Source organism: Klenkia sp. AC732 (assembly GCF_979256525.1).
Genome location: NZ_CEEDOS010000020.1, coordinates 1 through 19805, shown reverse-complemented (window position 1 = coordinate 19805; position 19805 = coordinate 1). Strand labels below are relative to the sequence as shown.

The window sequence follows — 19805 nt, the reverse complement described above, 5'->3', positions numbered from 1 at the left end:
CGCACCCGGCCCGCCACCCGCGGCGGAGGGCCCGTCACCCGCGGCAGAGGGCCGGTCACCCGCGGCGGAGGGCCTGCCCCCGGCCGTCGGCCCAGCGCCCGCGCAGCCGCAGCAGCGGGTCCCCGGTCTCCCGCAGCACCGGGACGTCGACCACCTCGAGCACGGCCAGGGTGTGGTCCCCGGCCGCGACCAGCTCGTGCACCCGGCAGTCCAGGGCGGCCAGGCCCTGCTCCAGCACGATGCCGCCGCTGTGCCCGGCCCGCCGCCACGGCACGGTCTCCAGCAGGTGCCGGGCGCTGGGTCGCCCGGCGGAGGCGAACCGGCTGGCCACGATCTCGTGCTCGGTGCCCAGCACGGTCAGCGCACACGACCCGACCGACTCCAGCACCTCCAGCGGGTACCCGGCGGTGGTCAGCGCGACCGCCACCAGGGGCGGGTCGGCCGAGACGCTCATCAGCGAGGTGACGGTCGTGCCGACGTCGTCGATGTCGTCCTGGACGCACATCAGCACCACACCGGCCGCGTACTGCCGGAGGGCGTCGGAGAACTGGGCACGATCGACCGGCATGCGGGCAGTCGACCACACCGTGAGGATGGGTCGGTGAGCACTGCACAGACCCCTGCGGACCAGACCTTCGACGTGATCGTGCTCGGCGCCGGCTCCACCGGAGAGAACGTCGCCGACACCGTGGTGCGCGGCGGGCTGTCGGCCGCGCTCGTGGAGAGCGAGCTCGTCGGCGGCGAGTGCTCCTACTGGGCCTGCATGCCCAGCAAGGCGCTGCTGCGGGGCACCGAGGTGCTCGAGGAGGCCCGCGCGGTCTCCGGCGCGGCCGCCGCCGTCACCGGCGAGCAGGACGTCGCGGCCACCCTGGCCCGCCGCACCTCCTTCACCAGCGGGTGGGACGACTCCAGCCAGGTCCAGTGGGTGCAGGGCGCCGGCATCACGCTGCTGCGCGGCACCGGGCGCCTGGACGGGGAGAAGACCGTCGTCGTCACCGCCGCCGACGGCAGCACCACCCGGCTCACCGCGACGCACGCCGTCGTCGTCGCCACCGGGTCCGAGGCCGCCGTCCCGCCGCTGGAGGGCATCGAGGACGTCGGCGTCTGGACCGCCCGCGAGGCCACCAGCGCCACCGCCGCCCCCGGCCGGCTGGTCGTGCTGGGCGGCGGGGTCGTCGGGGTCGAGATGGCCACCGCCTGGTCGGCGCTGGGCTCGCACGTCACCCTGCTGCAGCGCGGGGACCGGCTGCTCGCCGGGCAGGAGCCCGAGGCCGGTGACGCGGTCGCCGAGTCGCTGCGCGGACGCGGGGTCGACGTGCGGCTGAACACGTCGGTGACGGCGGTCCGCAGGGAGGGTGCCGAGGTCGTCGTCACCACCGCGGACGGCGAGGTGCGCGGGGACGAGTTCCTGGTCGCCGCCGGCCGCCGGGCCCGGACCTCCGACATCGGCCTGGACACCGTCGGCCTCACCCCGGGGGAGTACCTCGACGTCGACGACACGTTGAGGGTCCGTGGCGTCGACTGGCTGTACGGCATCGGCGACGCGAACGGCCGCCGGCTGCTGACCCACATGGGCAAGTACCAGGCTCGCCAGGGCGGCGCGGCGATCATCGCCCGGGCCACCGGCGAGCAGGTCTCGATGGCCGCCTGGTCCCCGTTCGTCGCCACCGCCGACGACGCCGCGACCCCGCAGGTCACGTTCTCCGTCCCGCAGGTGGCCTCCGTCGGGCTGACCGCCGCGCAGGCGCAGGAGCGGGGCCTCGCGCACACCGTCGTCCGCTACGAGCTGGGGAACGTGGCCGGGTCCGCGCTGTTCGCCGACGGCTACACGGGCAAGGCCGTCGCCGTGGTGGACACCGACCGCGACGTGCTGGTCGGCGTCACCTTCGTCGGGCCCGGGGTGTCGGAGATGCTGCAGGCGGCCACCATCGCCGTCGTCGGCGAGGTGCCGGTCTCCCGGCTCTGGCACGCCGTGCCGGCCTACCCGACGATGAACGAGGTCTGGCTGCGCCTGCTCGAGACGCTCCGGGGCTGACCGCGTGCACCCGTCGGGCCGCATCGGCCTGGTGCTCCACCCCCGTCGGGACTGCTCCGTGGCCGCGGCCCAGGTCGCGGCCTGGACGTCCACCCACGACGTGGACCTGGTCGCGGCCGCCCCGGACGTCGAGCGCCTGCAGGTGCCCGGCGTCCGGCCGGTCGACGTCGCCGAGCTGGCCGGCGCCTGCGACGGGGTGATCGCGCTGGGCGGGGACGGCACGCTGCTGGGGGCCATGCGGCTGCTCGCCCACCGCCCGGTGCCGGTCCTCGGGGTCAACCTGGGCCGCCTCGGGTTCCTCGCCGAGGTGGAGGGCCAGGAGCTCGACGAGGCCCTCGCCGCGATGGCCGAGGGCCGGTCCACCACCGAGTCCCGGAGCTGTCTGGTCGTCCGCGGGCCGGGGTGGGAGACCGTCGCGTTCAACGACGTCGTGCTGGCCCGCGTCCCCGGCGAGGGGATGGTGGAGGGCGCGCTGTCGGTGAGCGGGCGCCGCTACGGCCACTACCGCTGCGACGGGCTCATCATCGCCACCCCGATGGGCTCCACGGCCTACAACTACGCCGCCGGCGGCCCGGTGATGAGCCCCGGCGCCGAGGGCATCCTGGTCACGCCCTCGGCCCCGATGAACGGCATCAGCCGCTCGCTGGTGCTCGGGCCGGGCGAGCCGCTGCGCCTGGAGCTCACCGCCGGCGGCCCCGCGGTGGAGGTCGACGGCCTGCTCACCGGACGGGTGCGCGCCGGCGACGTGCTGGAGGTGTCCGCGCGCGCCGAGGCCGGGCTGCTGGTGCGCATCGAGGACTCCCTCGCCGCGGACCGCAGCCGGGTCAAGCTGTCCCTGCTGGACCTCCCGCTGCTGCCCGAGGAGCTGCTGGAGCTGGTGCCCGACGAGCTCCGCCGCCGGCACCCCGGTGGAGCCTCGACCCCGGGTTGAGGGTCAGGCCAGCGCGAACGGGGTGTCGTCGGGGACCGGGAGGTCGCCGTCCACGGTGGCGGTGACGGTCATCCGGCCCAGCGTCGCGCGACCCCCGAACAGCGAGAGGAAGGCGGTGTCCGCGGCGTCCCGGCCGTGGCAGATCCGCACCAGGGACGACGTCGGTGCCAGCCGGGTCGGGTCCACGGTCTTCCACACCCCGTCGACGTCGGCCTCGACGACGGCGTGGAAGTCCATCGGCGACAGCCCGGGGGCGTAGACGGCGACCAGGCGGGCGGGCACCTCCAGCGCACGCAGCAGCATCACGGTCAGGTGGGTGTAGTCACGGCACACCCCGGAACCGGCGAGCAGCGTGTCGATAGCGGTGTCCACCGGGCGGCTCGCGCCGGCCACGTAGACCAGCCGGTCGGTGACCCACTGCGCGACCTGGCGGACCAGCTCGCCGCGCTCGACCGTCTGGTCGAACTCGCGGGAGGCGAAGCCCTCGACCTGGTCCGACGGGCAGTAGCGGGAGGGGCGCAGGTAGGTGGCCCAGTCGGCGGCGGTCACCTCGCGGGCGGCGCCGCCGGACTCGACCGAGGCCGAGTAGGCGATCGTCGTCTCCCCGGCGCCCAGCTCCAGCCGGTGCACCCGGGCGCCGTCGACGTCGGTCTCCTCGGCCGTGCGGGCCTGGCCGGCGGACACGACCGTGAGCTCCTCGCGGGTCGGGCCCGCGACGGCCACCTGGAGCAGTGCGGTCGCCGGGACGGGGGAGGAGACGGTGAGGCTGCAGGCGACGTCGGTGCGCATGCCCGCATGATCCCGGCCCGGAGGGCCCACAGCCCCCCCTCGGGAGGTGTGTGTCGGCTCACCGGTGCGCAGCCGTGATGATGGCCGGGTGCGCAGTGAGTGGCAGCGGTACGTGGCGGTCGGCGACAGCTTCACCGAGGGGATGTCGGACCCCGCCGACGGGACGCCGGGGGAGTACCGCGGCTGGGCCGACCGGCTGGCCGCACACCTGGCGGCGGCCCAGGGCACGGTGGACTACGCCAACCTCGCCGTGCCGGGACGCCTGCTGGGACAGGTGCTCGAGGACCAGCTGCCCGCCGCCCTGGCCGTCGGGCCGGACCTGGTGAGCATCGTGGCCGGCGGGAACGACCTGCTGCGCCCGGGCGCCGACCCCGACGCGCTGGCAGCCCAGATGGAGGAGGCCGTCGCCGAGGTCCGCTCCACCGGCGCCGACGTGCTGCTGGCCACCGGCGTGGACCCGCGGCAGACCCCGCTCATCGGGCGCACACGGGGCCGTTCGGCGGTGTACAACGCCCACCTGTGGTCCATCGCCCGCCGGCACGGCGCCGTCGTGCTGGACCAGTGGGGCGCCACCTGGGTGCAGGACCGGCGGATGTGGGACGCCGACCGGCTGCATCTCAACGCCGAGGGCCACCGCCGCACGGCACTCGCTGCAGCCGCTGTACTGGGTGTGCCCGTCGAGGGCGACTGGTCCACCCCGCTGGCCGCAGAGCCGCCGCTGGCCCGGCGGGTCCGGGTGGCGGCGGAGGCGGCCTGGGTGCGCTCGTTCGTCGTCCCCTGGGTGGGACGGCGGCTGCGCGGCCGCTCGTCGGGGGACGGCCGCTCGGCCAAGCGCCCCGAGCTGACCACCCTCACCGCCGGCTGAGCGACGCGCGGAGGGTCAGGCCGGGGCGGGCGCCGTCCGGGCGGGGAGCGGGGCCGGGCGGCCGAAGGCGTAGCCCTGGGCCATCAGGCACCCGTGCTCGCGCAGCCAGTCCGCCTGGTCCTGGTCCTCGATGCCCTCCGCGATGACCTCCAGGCCCATGCCCTGGCCCAGCTGCAGCAGGCCCTGCACGAGTGCCGCCGTCGAGGGCTCGGTGACGACGTCGGCGACGAAGGACCGGTCGATCTTGACCGTGTGGATCGGCAGCCGGTGCAGCGCGGTGATCGCCGAGTAGCCGGTGCCGAAGTCGTCCAGGGCGAGCGTGACGCCGGCCGCGGTGACCTCGGAGACCGACCGCAGGGTGGCCTCGGCGGCGAACAGCGCAGTCGACTCGGTGATCTCCAGCTCCAGCCGGCCGGCCTCCAGGCCGGACTCGACCAGCGCGGCGGCGACCAGCTCGGGGAAGCCGGGCTCGGCGAGGTGGCGGGCGGAGATGTTCACGTGCACGCGCAGGCTGGACTCCCAGCCCGCGGCGTCGGTGCAGGCCTGGCGCAGCACCCAGGCGCCCAGCTTGGAGGTCAGCCGGTTGTTCTCCGCGGCGTCCAGGAACGCGCCGGGGGGCAGCAGCCCGCGGGTCGGGTGCTGCCAGCGGATCAGCGCCTCGTAGCCCAGCAGCCGCTCGTCGGCGAGTGCCACGATCGGTTGGTAGAACAACCGCAGCTCACCGGCGTCGACGGCATGCCGCAGGTCGCTCTCCAGCTGCAGCTGGTCGACGTCGCCGTCGGACAGTGCCTCGTCGTGCACCTCGACCCGGCCGCGGCCGCCGTTGGCCTTGGCCCGGGTGAGGGCGCCGTGCGCCTGCTTGAGCAGCGCGTCGGGGGCGGCGTCGACGCCGAGGGTCAGGCCCATGCTCGCCGACAGCACGATCTCGCGGTCGTTGACGGTGAACGGGTCGTCCAGCACCCGCATCAGGCGCTCGGCCAGCGTGCGCAGGCCGTCGATGTCGTCGACCTCCTCGGCCAGCACCAGGAACTCGTCGGCGCCCAGCCGGACGGCGGTGTCCTCGACCCGGGTCGACCAGCGGAGCCGGTCGGCGACCTGGCACAGCAGCTGGTCCCCGGCCTCGTGGCCCAGGGAGTCGTTGACGGCCTTGAAGCGGTCCAGGTCCAGGTACACCAGACCGACGGGGGCGCCGCGGCGGCGGGAGAGGTTGAGCGCGTGCTGCAGCCGGTCGGTGAGCGAGCGGCGGTTGGGCAGCCCGGTCAGCGGGTCGGTGAGGGCCCGGCGGACCAGGTCCTCCTCCGCGCGGCGGCGGTCGGTGACGTCGACGAGGGAGAGCACGACGAAGTGCGGGTCGCCGTTGGTGCGGCGGACCAGCTCGCGGGCCTGCTGCACCCACAGCGTGCTGCCGTCCGCGCGCTGCAGGCGGCGCTCGCCGACGACCTCCAGGTGCGGGTCCAGCACGGGGGAGCCGGCGACCGGCTCGGGGGCCAGGTCCTCGGCGGGGAGGTCGTCGGGGTGGGCGAGCAGGTCCAGGTGCCGCCCGACGAGCTCGTCGGCGGAGCGGCCGGTCAGCGTGCACATCGCCGGGTTGACCACCAGCAGGCGACCGTCGAGGCCGACGACGGCCTTCCCGATGGGCGCGGCCAGGAACAGCGCGCGGAACAGCTGGCCGCGGTCGGCCAGCAGGGTGTCGACGGCGCGCGGCCCGCTGGGACCCGGGGCGTCGCGCCCCGGCCCGCTGGGACCACCGGGGGACCCCGGTGGGGTCGGCGGGGCAGAGAGGCTCACCGGGACAGCCTCACCCATGCACCCGCTGTAACGGCGCAAGCCGGGCGGGAGCGTCGTGGTCGCGTCGTCACATTCCGTCACCCCCGTCAGCGTGGCGCGACGCGTGGGACGGACGGGTCGCGCGGGGTCCCCGCCTCCGCCGCCTCCGGGGTGTGACCCGTCGCGCACCACCGGACCGGAATGGTCCGCCGGACGCCACGGCTGCTGTGCACATGGACCTGTTCTCTCCCGTGCGGCTCGGAGACCTCGAGCTCGCCAACCGCATCGCCATGGCCCCCCTGACCCGGATGCGCTCCAGCGCCGACGGCGTGCCCGGCGACCTGAACGTCGAGCACTACGCCCAGCGCGCGAGCGTGGGCCTCATCGTCACCGAGGGCACCTACCCGAGCGCCGAGTCCCGCGGGTACCCCGGCCAGCCCGGCATCGTCACCGACGAGCAGGCCGCCGGCTGGGCCCGCGTGGCCGACGCCGTGCACGCCCGCGGCGGTCGCCTCTTCATGCAGGTCATGAACGCCGGCCGGGTGTCGCACACCGACATCACCGGCACCGACCGGATCGTCGCGCCGTCGGCCATCGCCATCGACGGCGAGGTGCACACCCCCACGGGCAAGGCGCCCTACCCGGTGCCGCACGCGCTGACCACCGAGGAGGCCGTCGCGGTGAAGGCCGAGTTCGTGGCCGCGGCCCGCCGGGCCGTCGACGCCGGCCTGGACGGCGTCGAGGTGCACGGTGCCAACGGCTACCTGCTGCACGAGTTCCTCGCCGCGGGCTCCAACACCCGCACCGACGTGTACGGCGGCAGCGCCGAGGCCCGTGCCCGGTTCGTCGTGGAGGTCGTCACCGAGGTGGCCGCCGAGATCGGCGCCGGCCGCGTGGGTCTTCGCATCTCGCCCGCGCACGGCGTGCAGGGGGTCGTCGAGGACGACGCCGCCGACGTCCGCGCCACCTACGGCGTGCTGGTCGACGCCCTCGCCCCGCTGGGCCTGGCCTACCTGTCCGTGCTGCACGCCGACCCCGCCGGCGAGCTGGTGCAGGACCTGCGCCGTCGCTTCGGTGGGCCGCTGATGGCCAACACCGGCTTCGCCTCCCCGACCGAGCGGCAGGAGGCCCTCGCCCTCGTCGAGCAGGGTCACGCCGAGTGCGTCGCCGTCGGCCGCGCCGTCATCGCCAACCCCGACCTGGTCGAGCGCTGGGTCGGCGGCCACGAGGAGAACGAGCCCGACGGCTCGACCTTCTACGGCGGCGGCGCCGAGGGCTACACCGACTACCCCGCGCTGAGCTCCGCAGGCGTCTGACCCTCCCGCACCACCCCCGATCGGGCCCGGCCACGCACCCTGTGGCCGGGCCCGCTCTGGTGTCGGAACACCCATAGGTGGTTGAGTGTTCAAGTGAGTGACCGAGGAGGTCTCGACATGGACAAGAAGATCGGTTTCCTGAGCTTCGGCAACTGGAACCCCGGGCGCGGTTCGCAGGTGCGCACCGGCCGTGACGCGCTCGTGCAGAGCGTCGAGCTCGCCGTCGCCGCGGAGGAGCTGGGCCTGGACGGCGCGTACTACCGGGTGCACCACTTCGCCCGCCAGCTCGCCGCGCCGTTCCCGCTGCTGGCCGCCGTCGCCGCCCGCACCAGCCGGATCGAGATCGGCACCGGCGTCATCGACATGCGCTACGAGAACCCGCTGTACATGGCCGAGGAGGCCGCGATCAGCGACCTGCTCAGCGACGGCCGGCTCCAGCTCGGCATCAGCCGGGGATCACCGGAGACCGCGCTGCGCGGCGCCACCGCCTTCGGCTACCGCTTCGACGACGACGGCGGGGACCTCGCGCGGTCCCACACCGAGCTCTTCCGGGCCGCCATCGCCGGCGCCGGGGTGGCCGACGCCGACCCGCGGATGACCGGTGGCGTCACCGGCCGGCTGGGCGTCCAGCCGCAGTCCGCGGGTCTGTCCGAGCGCATCTGGTGGGGCTCGGGCACCCGCGGCACCGCCGTGTGGGCCGGCGAGCAGGGCATGAACCTGATGAGCTCCACGCTGCTCACCGAGGACACCGGCATCCCCTTCGACGAGCTGCAGGCCGAGCAGATCGAACGGTTCCGGGCCGCCTGGGCCGATGCCGGCTGGGCGCACGAGCCCCGGGTGTCGGTCAGCCGCAGCGTCATGCCGGTCACCACCGACGAGGACCGGATGTACTTCGGTGACCGCAGCGGCGAGGACCAGGTCGGCATCCTGGACGGGATGCGCTCGCGGTTCGGCAAGACCTACGCCGGTCCGCCGGACCAGCTGGCCGAGGAGCTCGCCAAGGACGCCGCCGTCCGCGAGGCCGACACCCTGCTGCTCACGGTGCCCAACATGCTCGGGGTGGACTACAACACCCGGCTGCTGGAGACCGTCGTCCGCGAGGTCGCCCCGGCGATCGGGTGGACCCGCAAGGGCTGAGCCACACGGCCACGAGGGCCCCGCACCCCACCGGGTGCGGGGCCCTCGGTGTGTCCTGGTGGTGCGCCCGGCAGGAATCGAACCTGCGACCAAGGGATTAGAAGTCAGCTGGATAGGTGTGTCGACGCGTGCAGGGGTGTATGAACTTGCAGGTCAGAGCCGCTGCTTCATGGTTGCGACGTGTCAGGACATGCAGGGGCGTGCGAGCGTGGTGCTGCCAGTGGTGCTGCCAGTGGTGCTGCCGCCGTAGCACCGGCAGGCTGCAACCCATGCCGCCCAGTAAGGACCAGTGCATCCAGGCCGCCGCGAGTGTGTGGGCCGCGGCTTGCGTCGCCGATCACGCGCGGACCGCCACAGAGGCGGCAACGGTCGCCTACCAACCGGGAGGCCCGCCAGTGCTGGAGCTGGAGCGCCGGATCCGCCGCTGGCGCGGCGAGCCGATGTAGCGTTTCGCCACCACACGAACACGGGGGACCGATGCGCCGCGCGGCCATGCTGTACCTATCCGCCCTGCTGCTGTCAGCGTGCGGCGCGTCCGATGGCGGCGGTGGGGGCCCGGCAGCTTCCTCACCCGCCGTTCCCCCAGATCTGGTTGCCCCGCCAAGCAGCGCACCCGAACCTGCAGATCCGTACGAGGCCTACGTCGGCGCTGTGGGGGAACTGGGCATCGCACCGAGCGTCACCGAGGAGGAGGCAGTCAGTGTCGCCGGCAACACGTGCGACAACACCGTCGCGGACATGGCGGGCCTCGTCTCAGGGCTGTAGATGCTCTACACCGGAACTGAGTTCCAGGAAGCCATCGTTGATCGGGCCTACTTCATCGACGCCTTCTGCCCCGACGCCCGTGTCGTCTACGACGCAGGCACACAGGACGCTGCAGGAGTCGTTGTACCCGCCAATGTCTGAGCAGTAGAACGACGAAAAGCCCCCTCCCGCCAGTGGCGAGAGGGGGCTCTGTCGTGCTGGGTGCCGCGCGCCAGGCGAGATATGCCGCAGCTGGGTGCGCCGGTGGGCGGGCCTAGGGGTCAGCTCGGCGCCTCGGGATCGCCCGCGACGCTGGTCCCTAGAGCCAAGCGCCGCCCGGCCCGAGCCGAAGCCCGGGCCGAAGCCCGGGCCGGACAGCGTGTCGTGCAGGTGTCGCTACGTCCCCAAGATCAGCTGACCAGGCCAAGCTGCTTGAGCACGACCCGGTTCAGGATGAGGCTGGACACCGGGACGTCACCGGTGCCACCGAACTGCACTGGCTGCCTGGTGGGGATGAACCACTGCCCGGTCTCGGCGCGGAAGACGGCAGCGTCGGCCTTGCCGTCACCGTTCCAGTCCGCAGGGACTGGGATGTCATTCCCGCCGCCGTAGGGGCCCGCGGATGGGAGGCCCGGGATCAGCCACTCACCGGTGGTGCCGCGCCAGATCGCAATGTCGGTCGCACCGTCACCATTCCAGTCCGCGGGAACCGGGATGTCCCCAGCCAGACCACCCCACTGGGCCGGCTGCTCCCACCCGGCGATCATCCATTGGCCGTTGGAGGGGCGATAGACAGCGAAGTCCGTCTTGCCGTCGCCGTTGTAGTCCCCGGGCACCGGGATGTCGCCCCGGCCGCCCCAGTTGGCCGTCAAGCCGGGCACGAGCCACTGGCCCGAGACAGGCCGGAAGACCGCGGGCTCCGTCTTGCCGTCGCCGTTGTAGTCGCCGGGCACGGGGATGTCGCTGACGCCCTGGAAGAAGCCACCCCAGTAGGTGTCCAGGTAGCCGGGCACCACCCAGTGCCCGTCGGAGGGACGGAAGGTCGCGGCGTCGAGCTTGCCGTCGCCGTTCCAGTCGGCGTGGACCGGTATGTCCCCAGATCCACCGAGAAGCCCAGTGGGGGCGCCAGCGATCGACCACTCGCCGGTGCTGGGACGCCAGATGGCGAAGTCAGCTGTCTGGTCGCCGTTCCATGACGGCTTCGCCCTCGGGGCTGCCGGCGACGGAGCGGCCGAGTTCGCCGGCAGGTCTGGGCTCCAGCTGATCGGGGTCAGCGCGCTGTGGGACGTGCCGCAGGGGAACTGCCCGTTGAGCACGTTCTGCGAGACGCCGCCGCGACGGACCTCGAAGTGCAAGTGGTTGCCGGACGAGTCTCCAGTGGAGCCGACGTAGCCGATGACCTGGCCGCGAGACGCGGACTGACCGTCCCCGACTGCCCAGTTGCTGAGGTGCCCGTAGAGGGTTGAGTAGCCATTGGGGTGCGCCATGACCACGTAGGTGCCGTAGCCGCTGTTGTCGCGGATGTTGTCCACGACACCCGAGTAGGCGGCGTAGACCGGCCTGCCGGCGGGGGCAGCAAAGTCGGTTCCCCTGTGGGTGTCGTTGAATCCACAGTGATGGCCGTAGATGCCTGTGATCTGGCCGGACACCGGAGTCACCATCGCCCCCGATTCGGCCTGAGCGGCCGAGGTGGTGGCGAGCACTGGCGCCATGAGCGGCAGGACCAGCGCCAGTCGGGCAAGCCGCCGAGGCCGTAGCTGTTGGCGCTCGTCGCTTCGGCGTCGTACTAGGAACCGTCCGAAACGTGCTCGTGACATGAGACCTCGTCCGTCGCAGGGGTGTGTCGCCTGGCCGGCCTAGGACCCGAGCCCGGCCAGGCAATGCGGGGAGACTGGCAGTGACTGAGAGTGCCGTCAAGGACACGTTACGTAGACTTAAAGGATTCACCAGCTGGTAACCGAGTTGTTCCTGCGCTTTCGCGCGTGCAGGACTGGTTTTGGCCGGTGGGTCCGCTGGCGCGGCCGGGAGGTTCCACCCCTCAACAACACCGCTCAGACGTGGGCGCTCGGCTCGCCCGCTGCGCGTTAGCCTGCGCCGAAGACACGACCACGGGGAGTCCGTCATGCGCATTGCCCTACTTTGGCTCGGGGCCGCGGCCGTCACCCTTGGTCTGGCCTTCACTCTGTTCCCGCTCGGTAGCGCCACCGGCGGATGTGGCAACGCGTTTAGCAACGGTGACGCCGTCACGATCATCGACAGCGCCGAACGGCAGGGTTCCTGCACAGGGGCCCGCGGAGACCGCTGGATGGCCATCAGCACGATGGTCGGGCTGGGCGCCGCGGCGATGGCCGCCAGCTCGGATCTGCGTACCCGCGAGAGGGTCGCCGGAGTGAAGCCCGCAGCGTGACGTCGATCCTCCTACTGGCGGCCGAGACGGCCACCACTGCAGACACCACTGACTGGTGGGCGCGCGGTGTCGGCGGTCTCGGCCTCGCCCTCGCGGCCCTCTCTGCCTACCTCGGCGTGAGGAACTTTCAACGACAGAAGGACGCGGACGAGCGAGCCCTGCTCGCTGAGCAGCGACGCCAGGAACAGGACTCGCTGGCTGGCTACCGTCTCCGACTCAGGTGGGCGAGGCTCTCGCTCAGCGATTATGGGCAGACGTGGAATATGTCCATGCGCGAGGACGCGACGGCTGGCGCCACGCTGGCGTTCGGTCTGGCGCCGCTGCGGCACCCGGACGACATGCCCTCAGCCCTGATTCGGTCGGCCGTCGGTCTGAACGTCCACAACGAAGGGCGTTCCAGCGTTGAGGTTCGCGAGGTCTGGTTCTGGGTCCGCGCGGACGACGCTTCTCAGTTTGGCATGGTCAGCACCAGCGCCGGGCCATCCCTCCCCTACACCCTGGCTGGCAATCACACCCAGAGCTGGGGGTGGGCGGAGACCGAGCTCCGAAGGCATGTGGAGTCTGTGCCCACCCAGCAGCAGTACCAGTGCTACATCGAGGTCCACCTAGGGGACGGGACGGTGCAGCGCAGCGCCGAGGCGACCGTGACCCTGGGCTTTTGCACGGGGAGCTAGCTGACGCAGCTCAACTGATCGTCACGACGCGTCGTGCCCGCTGGCCGGCACGACGCGTCGTGGTGCGCCGGCCCGCGATAGCGTCCCGCCACCACACGACCACGGGGGGACCACATGACCGAGCCGGTGAGCCGACGCCAGCAGAACCGCGCTGACCGGGATGCCGACCTGGCGAGGCGACGGGCGGAGTACCGGACCGAGCAGGGCCTGGGCGACCCTCCGCGGGAGGGTGAGCCGTTCGAGCAGTTTCACGCCCGACAGCTCCAGGCGCAGACCCGCGCGGCCCAGCAGGCCACAGCCCACTTGGCGACGATCAAGCTGGTCCTGCAGGTCTTCTTCTGGCTCACCGTCCTGGGCGTCGTCGTGCTGTTCATCCCGATCGGGCAGGCCAGCCGGTACTGACCCCGGGCACGACGACAGCGCCCCCCACCGGCCCGGAGGCTGGTGGGGGGGCGCTGTCGCGTGGAGCAGGTGGCCCGGTCAGGTGATCCGGGCGAAGGCTGGGCGGTTGGGCACCTGGTAGACGGCCAGGGCGCCGACGACGGACACCAGCATGGCGACCGCCGAGACCCCGGAGGTGCCGTCGGCGAGCAGCTGGGTGAGGGCGGCCAGCACGGTCAGGACTCGCACGTCGCTCCCGAGCTGTCCCAGGCTGCGGCCGACGCGATGTCTGCGGCGCTCTGGGGTGCCGGGGAGAGCGGGTGATGCTGCCAGTGGTGCTGCCGGCCCCCCACGCCGTGACGAGGCTGCCGCGCTGGTGCGCTGGTCAGAAGGGTGCGCCCGGGTGGACTCGAACCACCGACCAAGGGATTAGAAGGCCCCTGCTCTATCCGCTGAGCTACGGGCGCTCGGCTGGCGCCGATCATCCCACCCGCCCGTAGCGGGTCCGGCGCCCTCCCGCGCGCCGTCGTCCACACCGGCGGGCCGATCCACAGATGTCCGCCGGCGCACCCGGCGGGGTGCCCGCGGGCCGAGGGTCGGGGTGTCCGGCGGCAGCCGTCGGCACCGACCTCCCGAGGAGCACCATGAGCCAGAACACGATCACCCTCGTCGGCAACGTCGTCGACTCACCCACCCGCCGACGGGCCGGGGCCGGTGAGGTCACCAAGTTCCGGTTGGCCGCCACCGAGCGCCGCCTGGACGGCGGCAGCGGCGAGTGGGTCGACGGCGACACCTTCTACGTCGACGTCGACGCCTGGAACGGCCTGGGCGGCAGCGTCTCGGCCTGCGTGGTCAAGGGCGACCCGGTCGTCGTCGTCGGCCGGATCACGACCTCGGAGTACGAGGTGGACGGCGGCCGCCGCAGCCGACCGGTCGTCCGTGCCCAGGTGGTGGGCCACGACCTCAGCCGGGGGAGTGCGGTCTTCAAGCGCACCGCCCGGGCGGCCGGGTCCACCGACGCCGTCGGCGAGGGCACGTCGGACGTCGTCACCGAGGCCGGCGAGCCGGTCGACGTGGCCGCCGGGGAGGTGCAGTCCCAGCCGGCCCCGTTCTGACCGCGGGGACGTCGGGGCCGGCCCGCGGGCCGGTCCCGGCGCCACCGGGGTTGCCCGGGGCTGGGAGAATGGACGACGGCGTGGAGCAGGACCCCGGCACGGGGCGCCCCGCCGCACAGACCAGCACGATCCCGCAGACGACGGAAGGCTCCCGTGGCCCAGTACATCTACTCCATGGTCCGCGCCCGCAAGGCGCACGGCGACAAGGTCATCCTCGACGACGTGACCCTGGCGTTCCTGCCGGGCGCGAAGATCGGCGTCGTCGGCCCCAACGGCGCCGGCAAGTCCACGGTCCTCAAGATCATGGCCGGGCTCGAGCACGCCTCCAACGGCGACACCACCCTGGCCCCGGACGCCACCGTCGGGATGCTGCAGCAGGAGCCCCCGCTCAACGAGGACCTCGACGTGCGCGGCAACGTCGAGGAGGCCGTGCGCGAGCTGCGCGGTGCACTGACCCGCTTCGAGGAGGTCAGCGCGGCGATGGGCGAGCCCGACGCCGACTTCGACTCGCTGCTCACCGAGCAGGGCGAGCTCATGGAGGTCATCGAGAACGGTGACGGCTGGGAGCTCGACAACCGCATCGAGCAGGCCATGGACGCGCTGCGCTGCCCGCCCGGTGACGCCGACGTGAAGGTCCTCTCCGGTGGTGAGCGCCGCCGCGTCGCGCTGTGCAAGCTGCTGCTGGAGGCGCCGGACCTGCTGCTGCTCGACGAGCCCACCAACCACCTGGACGCCGAGTCCGTGGCCTGGCTGGAGGCGCACCTGGAGAAGTACGCCGGCACCGTCGTCGCCGTCACCCACGACCGGTACTTCCTGGACAACGTCGCGCAGTGGATCCTCGAGCTCGACCGCGGCCGGGCCTACCCCTACGAGGGCAACTACTCCACCTACCTGGAGACCAAGGCCAACCGCCTCAAGGTCGAGGGCGCCAAGGACGCCAAGCGCGCCAAGCGCCTCAAGGACGAGCTGGAGTGGGTGCGCTCGGGCGCCAAGGCCCGCCAGGCCAAGTCCAAGGCCCGCCTGGCCCGCTACGAGGAGATGGCCGCGGAGGCCGACAAGTTCCGCAAGCTGGACTTCGAGGAGATCCAGATCCCGCCGGGCCCGCGGCTGGGCAGTGTGGTCATCGAGACCGACAAGCTGGTCAAGGGCTTCGGCGACCGGGTGCTCATCGACGGGCTGTCGTTCTCCCTGCCCCGCAACGGCATCGTCGGCATCGTCGGCCCCAACGGCGTCGGCAAGACCACCCTGTTCAAGATGCTGGTCGACCAGGAGACCCCCGACGGGGGCTCCATCAAGGTCGGCGAGACGGTCAAGATCAGCTACGTCGAGCAGAACCGCAGCGGCATCGACCCGGCCAAGAGCCTGTGGGAGGTCGTCTCCGACGGCCTGGACCACATCAAGGTCGGCAACGTCGAGGTGCCCTCCCGCGCCTACGTCTCCGCCTTCGGGTTCAAGGGCCACGACCAGCAGAAGAAGGCCGGCGTGCTCTCCGGCGGTGAGCGCAACCGGCTGAACCTGGCGCTGACGCTCAAGCAGGGCGGCAACCTGCTGCTGCTCGACGAGCCCACCAACGACCTGGACACCGAGACCCTCACCAGCCTGGAGGGTGCGCTGCTCGAGTTCCCGGGCTGCGCCGTCGTGGTCAGCCACGACCGCTGGTTCCTGGACCGCGTCGCGACGCACATCCTCGCCTACGAGGGCGACAGCAAGTGGTTCTGGTTCGAGGGCAACTTCGACGACTACGAGAAGAACAAGGTCGAGCGCCTCGGCGCCGACGCGGCCCGCCCGCACCGGGCGACCTACCGCAAACTGTCGCGCGACTAGCAGCTGCAGCGGGTCACCGGGCAGTCATCGGGTCGCGTCACGACGCGACCCGATGACCGTGGGGCGACCCGCTGCGGTGGTCACCGGCACCAGGCGCTGACGAACCGGCGCTGGGCGGGGGTCTCCACCGCCCGGCGCCGGTAGTGCGTGCGCACCCACTCCACCGCGTCGGCGGCCGGCACCCCGTCCAGGACGGCGAGGCAGGCCAGCGCTGTCCCCGTCCGCCCGGTGCCCCCGCCGCAGGCCAGCTCCACCCGCTCGGCGCCGGCCCGCACCAGCAGGTCGTCCAGCGCCGCCCGGAGGTCACCGCGCGGCAGGCGGAAGTCCGGCCGAGCCACCCAGCGGTGCGGCCACGCCGTTGGCCGGTCGCGGCCCAGGAGGAGCAGGCCGAAGTCCGGGTCGGGCAGCTCCTGGCGCAGCCCGCGGCCGCGCACGAGCCGGCCCGAGGGGAGCTCGACCACACCGGGTTCGCCCGCCATCCAGGTCACCGCCTCACCGTAGGACGCCCCCGTACGGCAGTGTGTCCCCCCGTGAGGTTCTCGGTGCAGGTCCCCATGCGCTGGTCGGACATGGACGCCTACCAGCACGTCAACAACGTCGCCTTCCTCGGCTACTTCGAGACCGCCCGGGTGGCGCTGTTCTTCGACCAGCCCACGCACGACGAGATCACCGGCCTGCGCCGCGGCATCGTCGTCGCCAAGCACGAGATCGCCTACAAGCGACCGGTGGTCTACGACAAGGACCCCCTCGACGTGCAGATCTGGTGCTCCGACGCCCGGGCCGCGTCGTTCGTGTGCCACTACGAGCTCTTCGACCACGGCCGCCTGGCCGTCACCGGCAGCACCCTGCTGGTGCCGGTCGACTTCGCCCTGGACCGCCCCCGCCGGCTCACGCCCGGGGAGAAGGAGTTCCTCGCCGCCCACCAGGACGAGGGTCCGCTGCCCATCGGCTGAGTCAGGCGCCGACCACGCGCGGCACCGGCCGCACGGCGGGTGCCCCCAGGGTCGCGGCCTCGGCGTCCTCGACCTGCCGCACGGGCGCGCCGACGGCGATCGTGCCGGTGGTGAAGAGCGCCGCGTTGATCCCGCCGCGCAGCGCCATCGGCTTCACCAGCGGCAGCCCGGTCAGCGTGGCCAGGTGCCGGCACGGCGGGCAGCGCTTCATCCCGAACGCCAGCACGTCACCGACCAGGAAGAACCGGCCGACCAGCGCAGGCAGGTCGACCCCGCGGGTGGCGACGTTGCGGCGGGTGTCGGCCGGGGTGAACGGCGCACCCAGCAGGTCGGCCACCTCGGCGACCGCGTCCACGTCGATGAGCGTCAGCTGCTTCTCCGCGTCCGGCCAGTCCGCCCAGGTGCCACCGCCGAGCGCGTAGCGGTCCCCGGCCAGACCCAGACCCGGCAGCGCCTGCACCTGGTCCACCGCCTGCATCGGGGCGGCGGCGTGCGGGGTCACGTACAGGCCGACGACGGTCACGACTCGGAGTCTGCCCCGCGGGCAGACTCGGAGTCTGCCCCGCGGGCGTCCAGCGCCTCGGCCAGGGTGTGCGCCAGCACCAGCACCTGCACCAGCAGCGGCACCACGGTCACCGCCAGGGCCCGCGGGCCGCGCACGGCACCCCCGCGGGCGGCCTGGGCCTCCCGGATCCGGGTGGCCCGCTCGCTGACCACCGGGATGAAGCGCAGCGTCATCGCCACCAGCAACCCGATCCGGGCCGGACGGACCCCGACCAGCCGCAGCGGCCCGCACACCCGCTCGACCACGGCCACCATCGCGCTCACCCGGCTGGTGGCGGTCACCACCGCGGCGGCGAGCACCAGGGTCAGCAGCCGGACGACGGCCAGCCCGCCGGTGTCCAGGCCCTCACGCCACCCGTCGACGACCACGTGCACCACCAGCAGAGCCAGCAGGAACCACAGCACCGCGCGGGCCTGCCGCCACAGCGCCGCCGCCGGCAGCCGGGCGGTGAGCAGCCCGACCACCAGCACGCCGGCCAGTGCCCCGAGCACCACGGGCCAGGAGCTGAGCACGAAGAGCAGCACGCTGCCCACGGCCAGTGCGAGCAGCTTGGCCCCGGCCGGCAGCCGGTGCACCGGTGAGGCCCGCGGCACGTAGAGCGCGAGGGTCACCGGCGGGCGTCCATCAGCGCGCGGTAGGCGGCCAGCGCCGGGGCGGGGACGTCGTCGGCGACCACCCGGCCACGGTCGACGACCAGCACCCGGTCGAAGTCGGTGAGCAGGTCCAGGTCGTGGGTGACGACGACGACCTGCTCGGCCAGCCCGCCGATGAGCTCGGCGACCCGCCGGGTGTTGAGCAGGTCCAGCAGCGTCGTCGGCTCGTCGAACACCACCCGGGCCGGGCGCATCACCAGCACCCCGGCGATGGCCAGCAGCTGCTTCTGCCCGCCGGACAGCAGGTGGGCGGGGTGGTCGGCGTGCCCGTCCAGGCCGAACCGGACCAGCGCGTCGGCGACGCGGGCGTCCCGCTCGGCGGCCGGCACGCCCTGGTTCTGCAGTCCGTAGGCGACGTCCTCGGCGACGGTGGGGTGCACGATCTGGGCGTCGGGGTCCTGGAAGACGAACCCGACCCGGCGGCGGACGGCGCGCAGCTGGGTCGCCGTGGACAGCCCGTCGACCAGCACCTCGCCGTCGGTGGGGACGACGAGGCCGTTGAGCAGTCGGGCGAAGGTGGACTTGCCCGACCCGTTCGCACCGACGACGCCGACCCGCTGCTCGTGCAGGGTGAGCGTCAGGTCGGTGAGCACGGTCCGCTCGCCGTAGGCGTGTCCGACGCCGTGCAGCTCGATCCCGCGGGCGGGGTCGGCGACGGCGGCCGGGTCCGCGGACCCGGACCGCCGGCGTCTCACGAGGCGGTGGCCGCCCGGCGCGGCCGCTCGATCACCGGGTAGGCCCGGCGCACCTGGACGGCGACGACCGAGGCGATGGCGACCTTGACCGCGTCCCCGATCAGGAACGGCAGCGCACCGGAGGCCAGCGCCGCCCCCGGTCCCAGGTCGAGCACGAGGGCCAGCACGGTGACCCCGACGGCGTAGACGACGACGATCCCGCCGACGGCGTTGGCGACGACGGCCCAACCCAGGTCGTACCGCGACCAGACGCGTTCGGTGATCGCCCCGATGACGCCGGCGGCGATCGGCCAGGACAGCAGGTAGCCGGCGGTGGGCCCGGCGAACACGGCCAGTCCGCCACCGCCGCCGGGCAGCACGGGCAGGCCGACGGCCACGAGCACCAGGAAGAGCAGCAGCGCCAGGAACCCGCGGCGGGCTCCGAGCACGGACCCGGCGAGCATCACGCCCAGGGTCTGTGCGGTGATCGGCACCGGACCGACGGTGATGGCCGGCACGAGACCGAGCACCGCGGTGATGGCGGCGAAGAGCGCGATGTAGGCCAGGTCCCTGGTCTTCACGGGGCGGTACCTCCGGGTGCGATCGGGCGTCCGACCGGCGCGTATCCGGTCCGCGGGAAGGTACCCGACCCGGTGTCGCGGGCAGCGCGTCGGCCGCCGACGCCGTGGGGCACGGGTGATGCGGAACAGGATTTGCCTCCGGAGCCGGATCGCAGTTGGGTGGTCACGGACAGCACTGGCGACGAAGGGCGACGGTGATGGCACCCGGGTGGCGGGCGGCGTGGAGGTCTTGGTGGGACCCCGACCCGCAGCCGGTGACGCCCCCGACCCGGCGGCCCGCACCCGCACCCGCACCCGCATCGCAGCCCGTACCGCAGCGCGTGTCCGGGCCCGGCGCCGAGCCGGTCCCGGACCCGCCGCCGTCCGTCCCCCCAGCTCCCGCGGCACCCCTGAC

General features: G+C 73.2%; 21 protein-coding genes and 1 tRNA gene. 11 read left to right on the top strand and 11 right to left on the bottom strand.

The genetic code is table 11. The features are described from left to right. Positions 1–55: 55 nt before the first annotated feature. Complete coding sequence (locus AC0IVP_RS11350) at positions 56–568, bottom strand: flavin reductase family protein (RefSeq protein ID WP_471756637.1); 513 nt, start codon at positions 566–568, stop codon at positions 56–58. 33 nt (positions 569–601) lie between these two features. Between AC0IVP_RS11350 and AC0IVP_RS11345 the strand changes: the two genes are divergently transcribed. Both AC0IVP_RS11345 and AC0IVP_RS11340 read left to right on the top strand, forming a co-directional pair. Beyond that, on the top strand, positions 602–2035 hold the full coding sequence (locus AC0IVP_RS11345; RefSeq protein WP_471756635.1) for a dihydrolipoyl dehydrogenase family protein: 1434 nt from the start codon (positions 602–604) through the stop codon (positions 2033–2035). Between the two features lie 58 nt (positions 2036–2093). Next, positions 2094–2966, top strand: a complete 873-nt coding sequence (locus tag AC0IVP_RS11340) for an NAD(+)/NADH kinase (RefSeq protein ID WP_200939013.1) — start codon at positions 2094–2096, stop codon at positions 2964–2966. Between the two features lie 3 nt (positions 2967–2969). Here AC0IVP_RS11340 and AC0IVP_RS11335 read toward each other — a convergent pair whose 3' ends face one another. Further along, complete coding sequence (locus tag AC0IVP_RS11335; protein ID WP_471756633.1) at positions 2970–3755, bottom strand: transglutaminase-like domain-containing protein; 786 nt, start codon at positions 3753–3755, stop codon at positions 2970–2972. An 88-nt stretch (positions 3756–3843) separates the two neighbouring features. Here AC0IVP_RS11335 and AC0IVP_RS11330 point away from each other — a divergent pair, with 88 nt between their 5' ends. Next, positions 3844–4620 carry an SGNH/GDSL hydrolase family protein gene (locus tag AC0IVP_RS11330; RefSeq protein ID WP_471756631.1) on the top strand — a complete coding sequence of 259 codons (777 nt, stop codon included), beginning with the start codon at positions 3844–3846 and terminating at the stop codon, positions 4618–4620. 15 nt (positions 4621–4635) lie between these two features. Here AC0IVP_RS11330 and AC0IVP_RS11325 read toward each other — a convergent pair whose 3' ends face one another. Then, entirely contained in the window at positions 4636–6408 is a 1773-nt protein-coding gene (locus AC0IVP_RS11325; protein ID WP_082557071.1) for a putative bifunctional diguanylate cyclase/phosphodiesterase, read from the bottom strand. A gap of 212 nt (positions 6409–6620) precedes the next feature. Between AC0IVP_RS11325 and AC0IVP_RS11320 the strand changes: the two genes are divergently transcribed. Beyond that, positions 6621–7703: an alkene reductase gene (locus AC0IVP_RS11320; RefSeq protein ID WP_471756629.1), complete on the top strand. Its 1083-nt coding sequence runs from the start codon at positions 6621–6623 to the stop codon at positions 7701–7703. A gap of 117 nt (positions 7704–7820) precedes the next feature. Next, positions 7821–8840 (top strand): LLM class flavin-dependent oxidoreductase, encoded by a 1020-nt coding sequence (locus tag AC0IVP_RS11315; protein WP_471756627.1) that lies wholly within the window; start codon positions 7821–7823, stop codon positions 8838–8840. A gap of 1154 nt (positions 8841–9994) precedes the next feature. Here the strand turns inward: AC0IVP_RS11315 and AC0IVP_RS11310 are convergent. Further along, positions 9995–11233, bottom strand: coding sequence for a peptidoglycan DD-metalloendopeptidase family protein (locus AC0IVP_RS11310; protein WP_471756625.1), 1239 nt, complete (start codon positions 11231–11233; stop codon positions 9995–9997). Between the two features lie 473 nt (positions 11234–11706). Between AC0IVP_RS11310 and AC0IVP_RS11305 the strand changes: the two genes are divergently transcribed. The 3 genes from AC0IVP_RS11305 (at position 11707) to AC0IVP_RS11295 (ending at position 13067) form a co-directional block, all read left to right on the top strand. Continuing rightward, the gene (locus AC0IVP_RS11305) at positions 11707–11991 is read left to right on the top strand and encodes a hypothetical protein (protein ID WP_471756623.1); all 285 of its coding nucleotides are present in this window, start codon (positions 11707–11709) and stop codon (positions 11989–11991) included. After that, a complete protein-coding gene (locus AC0IVP_RS11300; RefSeq protein ID WP_471756621.1) occupies positions 11988–12665 on the top strand; it encodes a hypothetical protein in 678 nt (225 codons plus the stop codon). Before AC0IVP_RS11305 ends, AC0IVP_RS11300 begins: the two co-directional genes overlap by 4 nt. Positions 12666–12779: 114 nt before the next feature. Further along, positions 12780–13067, top strand: a complete 288-nt coding sequence (locus AC0IVP_RS11295; RefSeq protein WP_471756619.1) for a hypothetical protein — start codon at positions 12780–12782, stop codon at positions 13065–13067. Between the two features lie 78 nt (positions 13068–13145). Here AC0IVP_RS11295 and AC0IVP_RS11290 read toward each other — a convergent pair whose 3' ends face one another. After that, positions 13146–13295 carry a hypothetical protein gene (locus AC0IVP_RS11290; RefSeq protein ID WP_471756617.1) on the bottom strand — a complete coding sequence of 50 codons (150 nt, stop codon included), beginning with the start codon at positions 13293–13295 and terminating at the stop codon, positions 13146–13148. A gap of 145 nt (positions 13296–13440) precedes the next feature. Beyond that, positions 13441–13513: transfer RNA gene (locus AC0IVP_RS11285), tRNA-Arg, on the bottom strand. Between the two features lie 177 nt (positions 13514–13690). Here AC0IVP_RS11285 and AC0IVP_RS11280 point away from each other — a divergent pair. After that, positions 13691–14161 (top strand): single-stranded DNA-binding protein, encoded by a 471-nt coding sequence (locus tag AC0IVP_RS11280; RefSeq protein WP_471756615.1) that lies wholly within the window; start codon positions 13691–13693, stop codon positions 14159–14161. A 153-nt stretch (positions 14162–14314) separates the two neighbouring features. Continuing rightward, positions 14315–15985 (top strand): energy-dependent translational throttle protein EttA, encoded by a 1671-nt coding sequence (ettA, locus tag AC0IVP_RS11275; RefSeq protein WP_056297312.1) that lies wholly within the window; start codon positions 14315–14317, stop codon positions 15983–15985. Positions 15986–16065: 80 nt separating this feature from the next. On the opposite strand, the gene AC0IVP_RS11270 is transcribed toward ettA, so the two are convergent. Next, positions 16066–16464, bottom strand: a complete 399-nt coding sequence (locus AC0IVP_RS11270) for a protein-tyrosine phosphatase family protein (RefSeq protein WP_471756727.1) — start codon at positions 16462–16464, stop codon at positions 16066–16068. Between the two features lie 51 nt (positions 16465–16515). Between AC0IVP_RS11270 and AC0IVP_RS11265 the strand changes: the two genes are divergently transcribed. Beyond that, the gene (locus tag AC0IVP_RS11265) at positions 16516–16938 is read left to right on the top strand and encodes an acyl-CoA thioesterase (RefSeq protein WP_056297315.1); all 423 of its coding nucleotides are present in this window, start codon (positions 16516–16518) and stop codon (positions 16936–16938) included. Between the two features lies 1 nt (position 16939). On the opposite strand, the gene AC0IVP_RS11260 is transcribed toward AC0IVP_RS11265, so the two are convergent. Genes AC0IVP_RS11260 through AC0IVP_RS11245 form a run of 4 tightly spaced genes read right to left on the bottom strand, consistent with a single transcriptional unit; the run spans position 16940 to position 19411 of the window. Further along, complete coding sequence (locus tag AC0IVP_RS11260) at positions 16940–17461, bottom strand: MOSC domain-containing protein (RefSeq protein ID WP_471756613.1); 522 nt, start codon at positions 17459–17461, stop codon at positions 16940–16942. Continuing rightward, entirely contained in the window at positions 17458–18114 is a 657-nt protein-coding gene (locus tag AC0IVP_RS11255; RefSeq protein WP_471756611.1) for an energy-coupling factor transporter transmembrane component T family protein, read from the bottom strand. The genes AC0IVP_RS11260 and AC0IVP_RS11255 overlap by 4 nt, the downstream gene beginning before the upstream one ends. Beyond that, entirely contained in the window at positions 18111–18851 is a 741-nt protein-coding gene (locus AC0IVP_RS11250; RefSeq protein WP_082557020.1) for an energy-coupling factor ABC transporter ATP-binding protein, read from the bottom strand. Before AC0IVP_RS11250 ends, AC0IVP_RS11255 begins: the two co-directional genes overlap by 4 nt. After that, positions 18848–19411, bottom strand: coding sequence for a biotin transporter BioY (locus AC0IVP_RS11245; RefSeq protein WP_471756609.1), 564 nt, complete (start codon positions 19409–19411; stop codon positions 18848–18850). The genes AC0IVP_RS11250 and AC0IVP_RS11245 overlap by 4 nt, the downstream gene beginning before the upstream one ends. Positions 19412–19805: the final 394 nt, after the last annotated feature.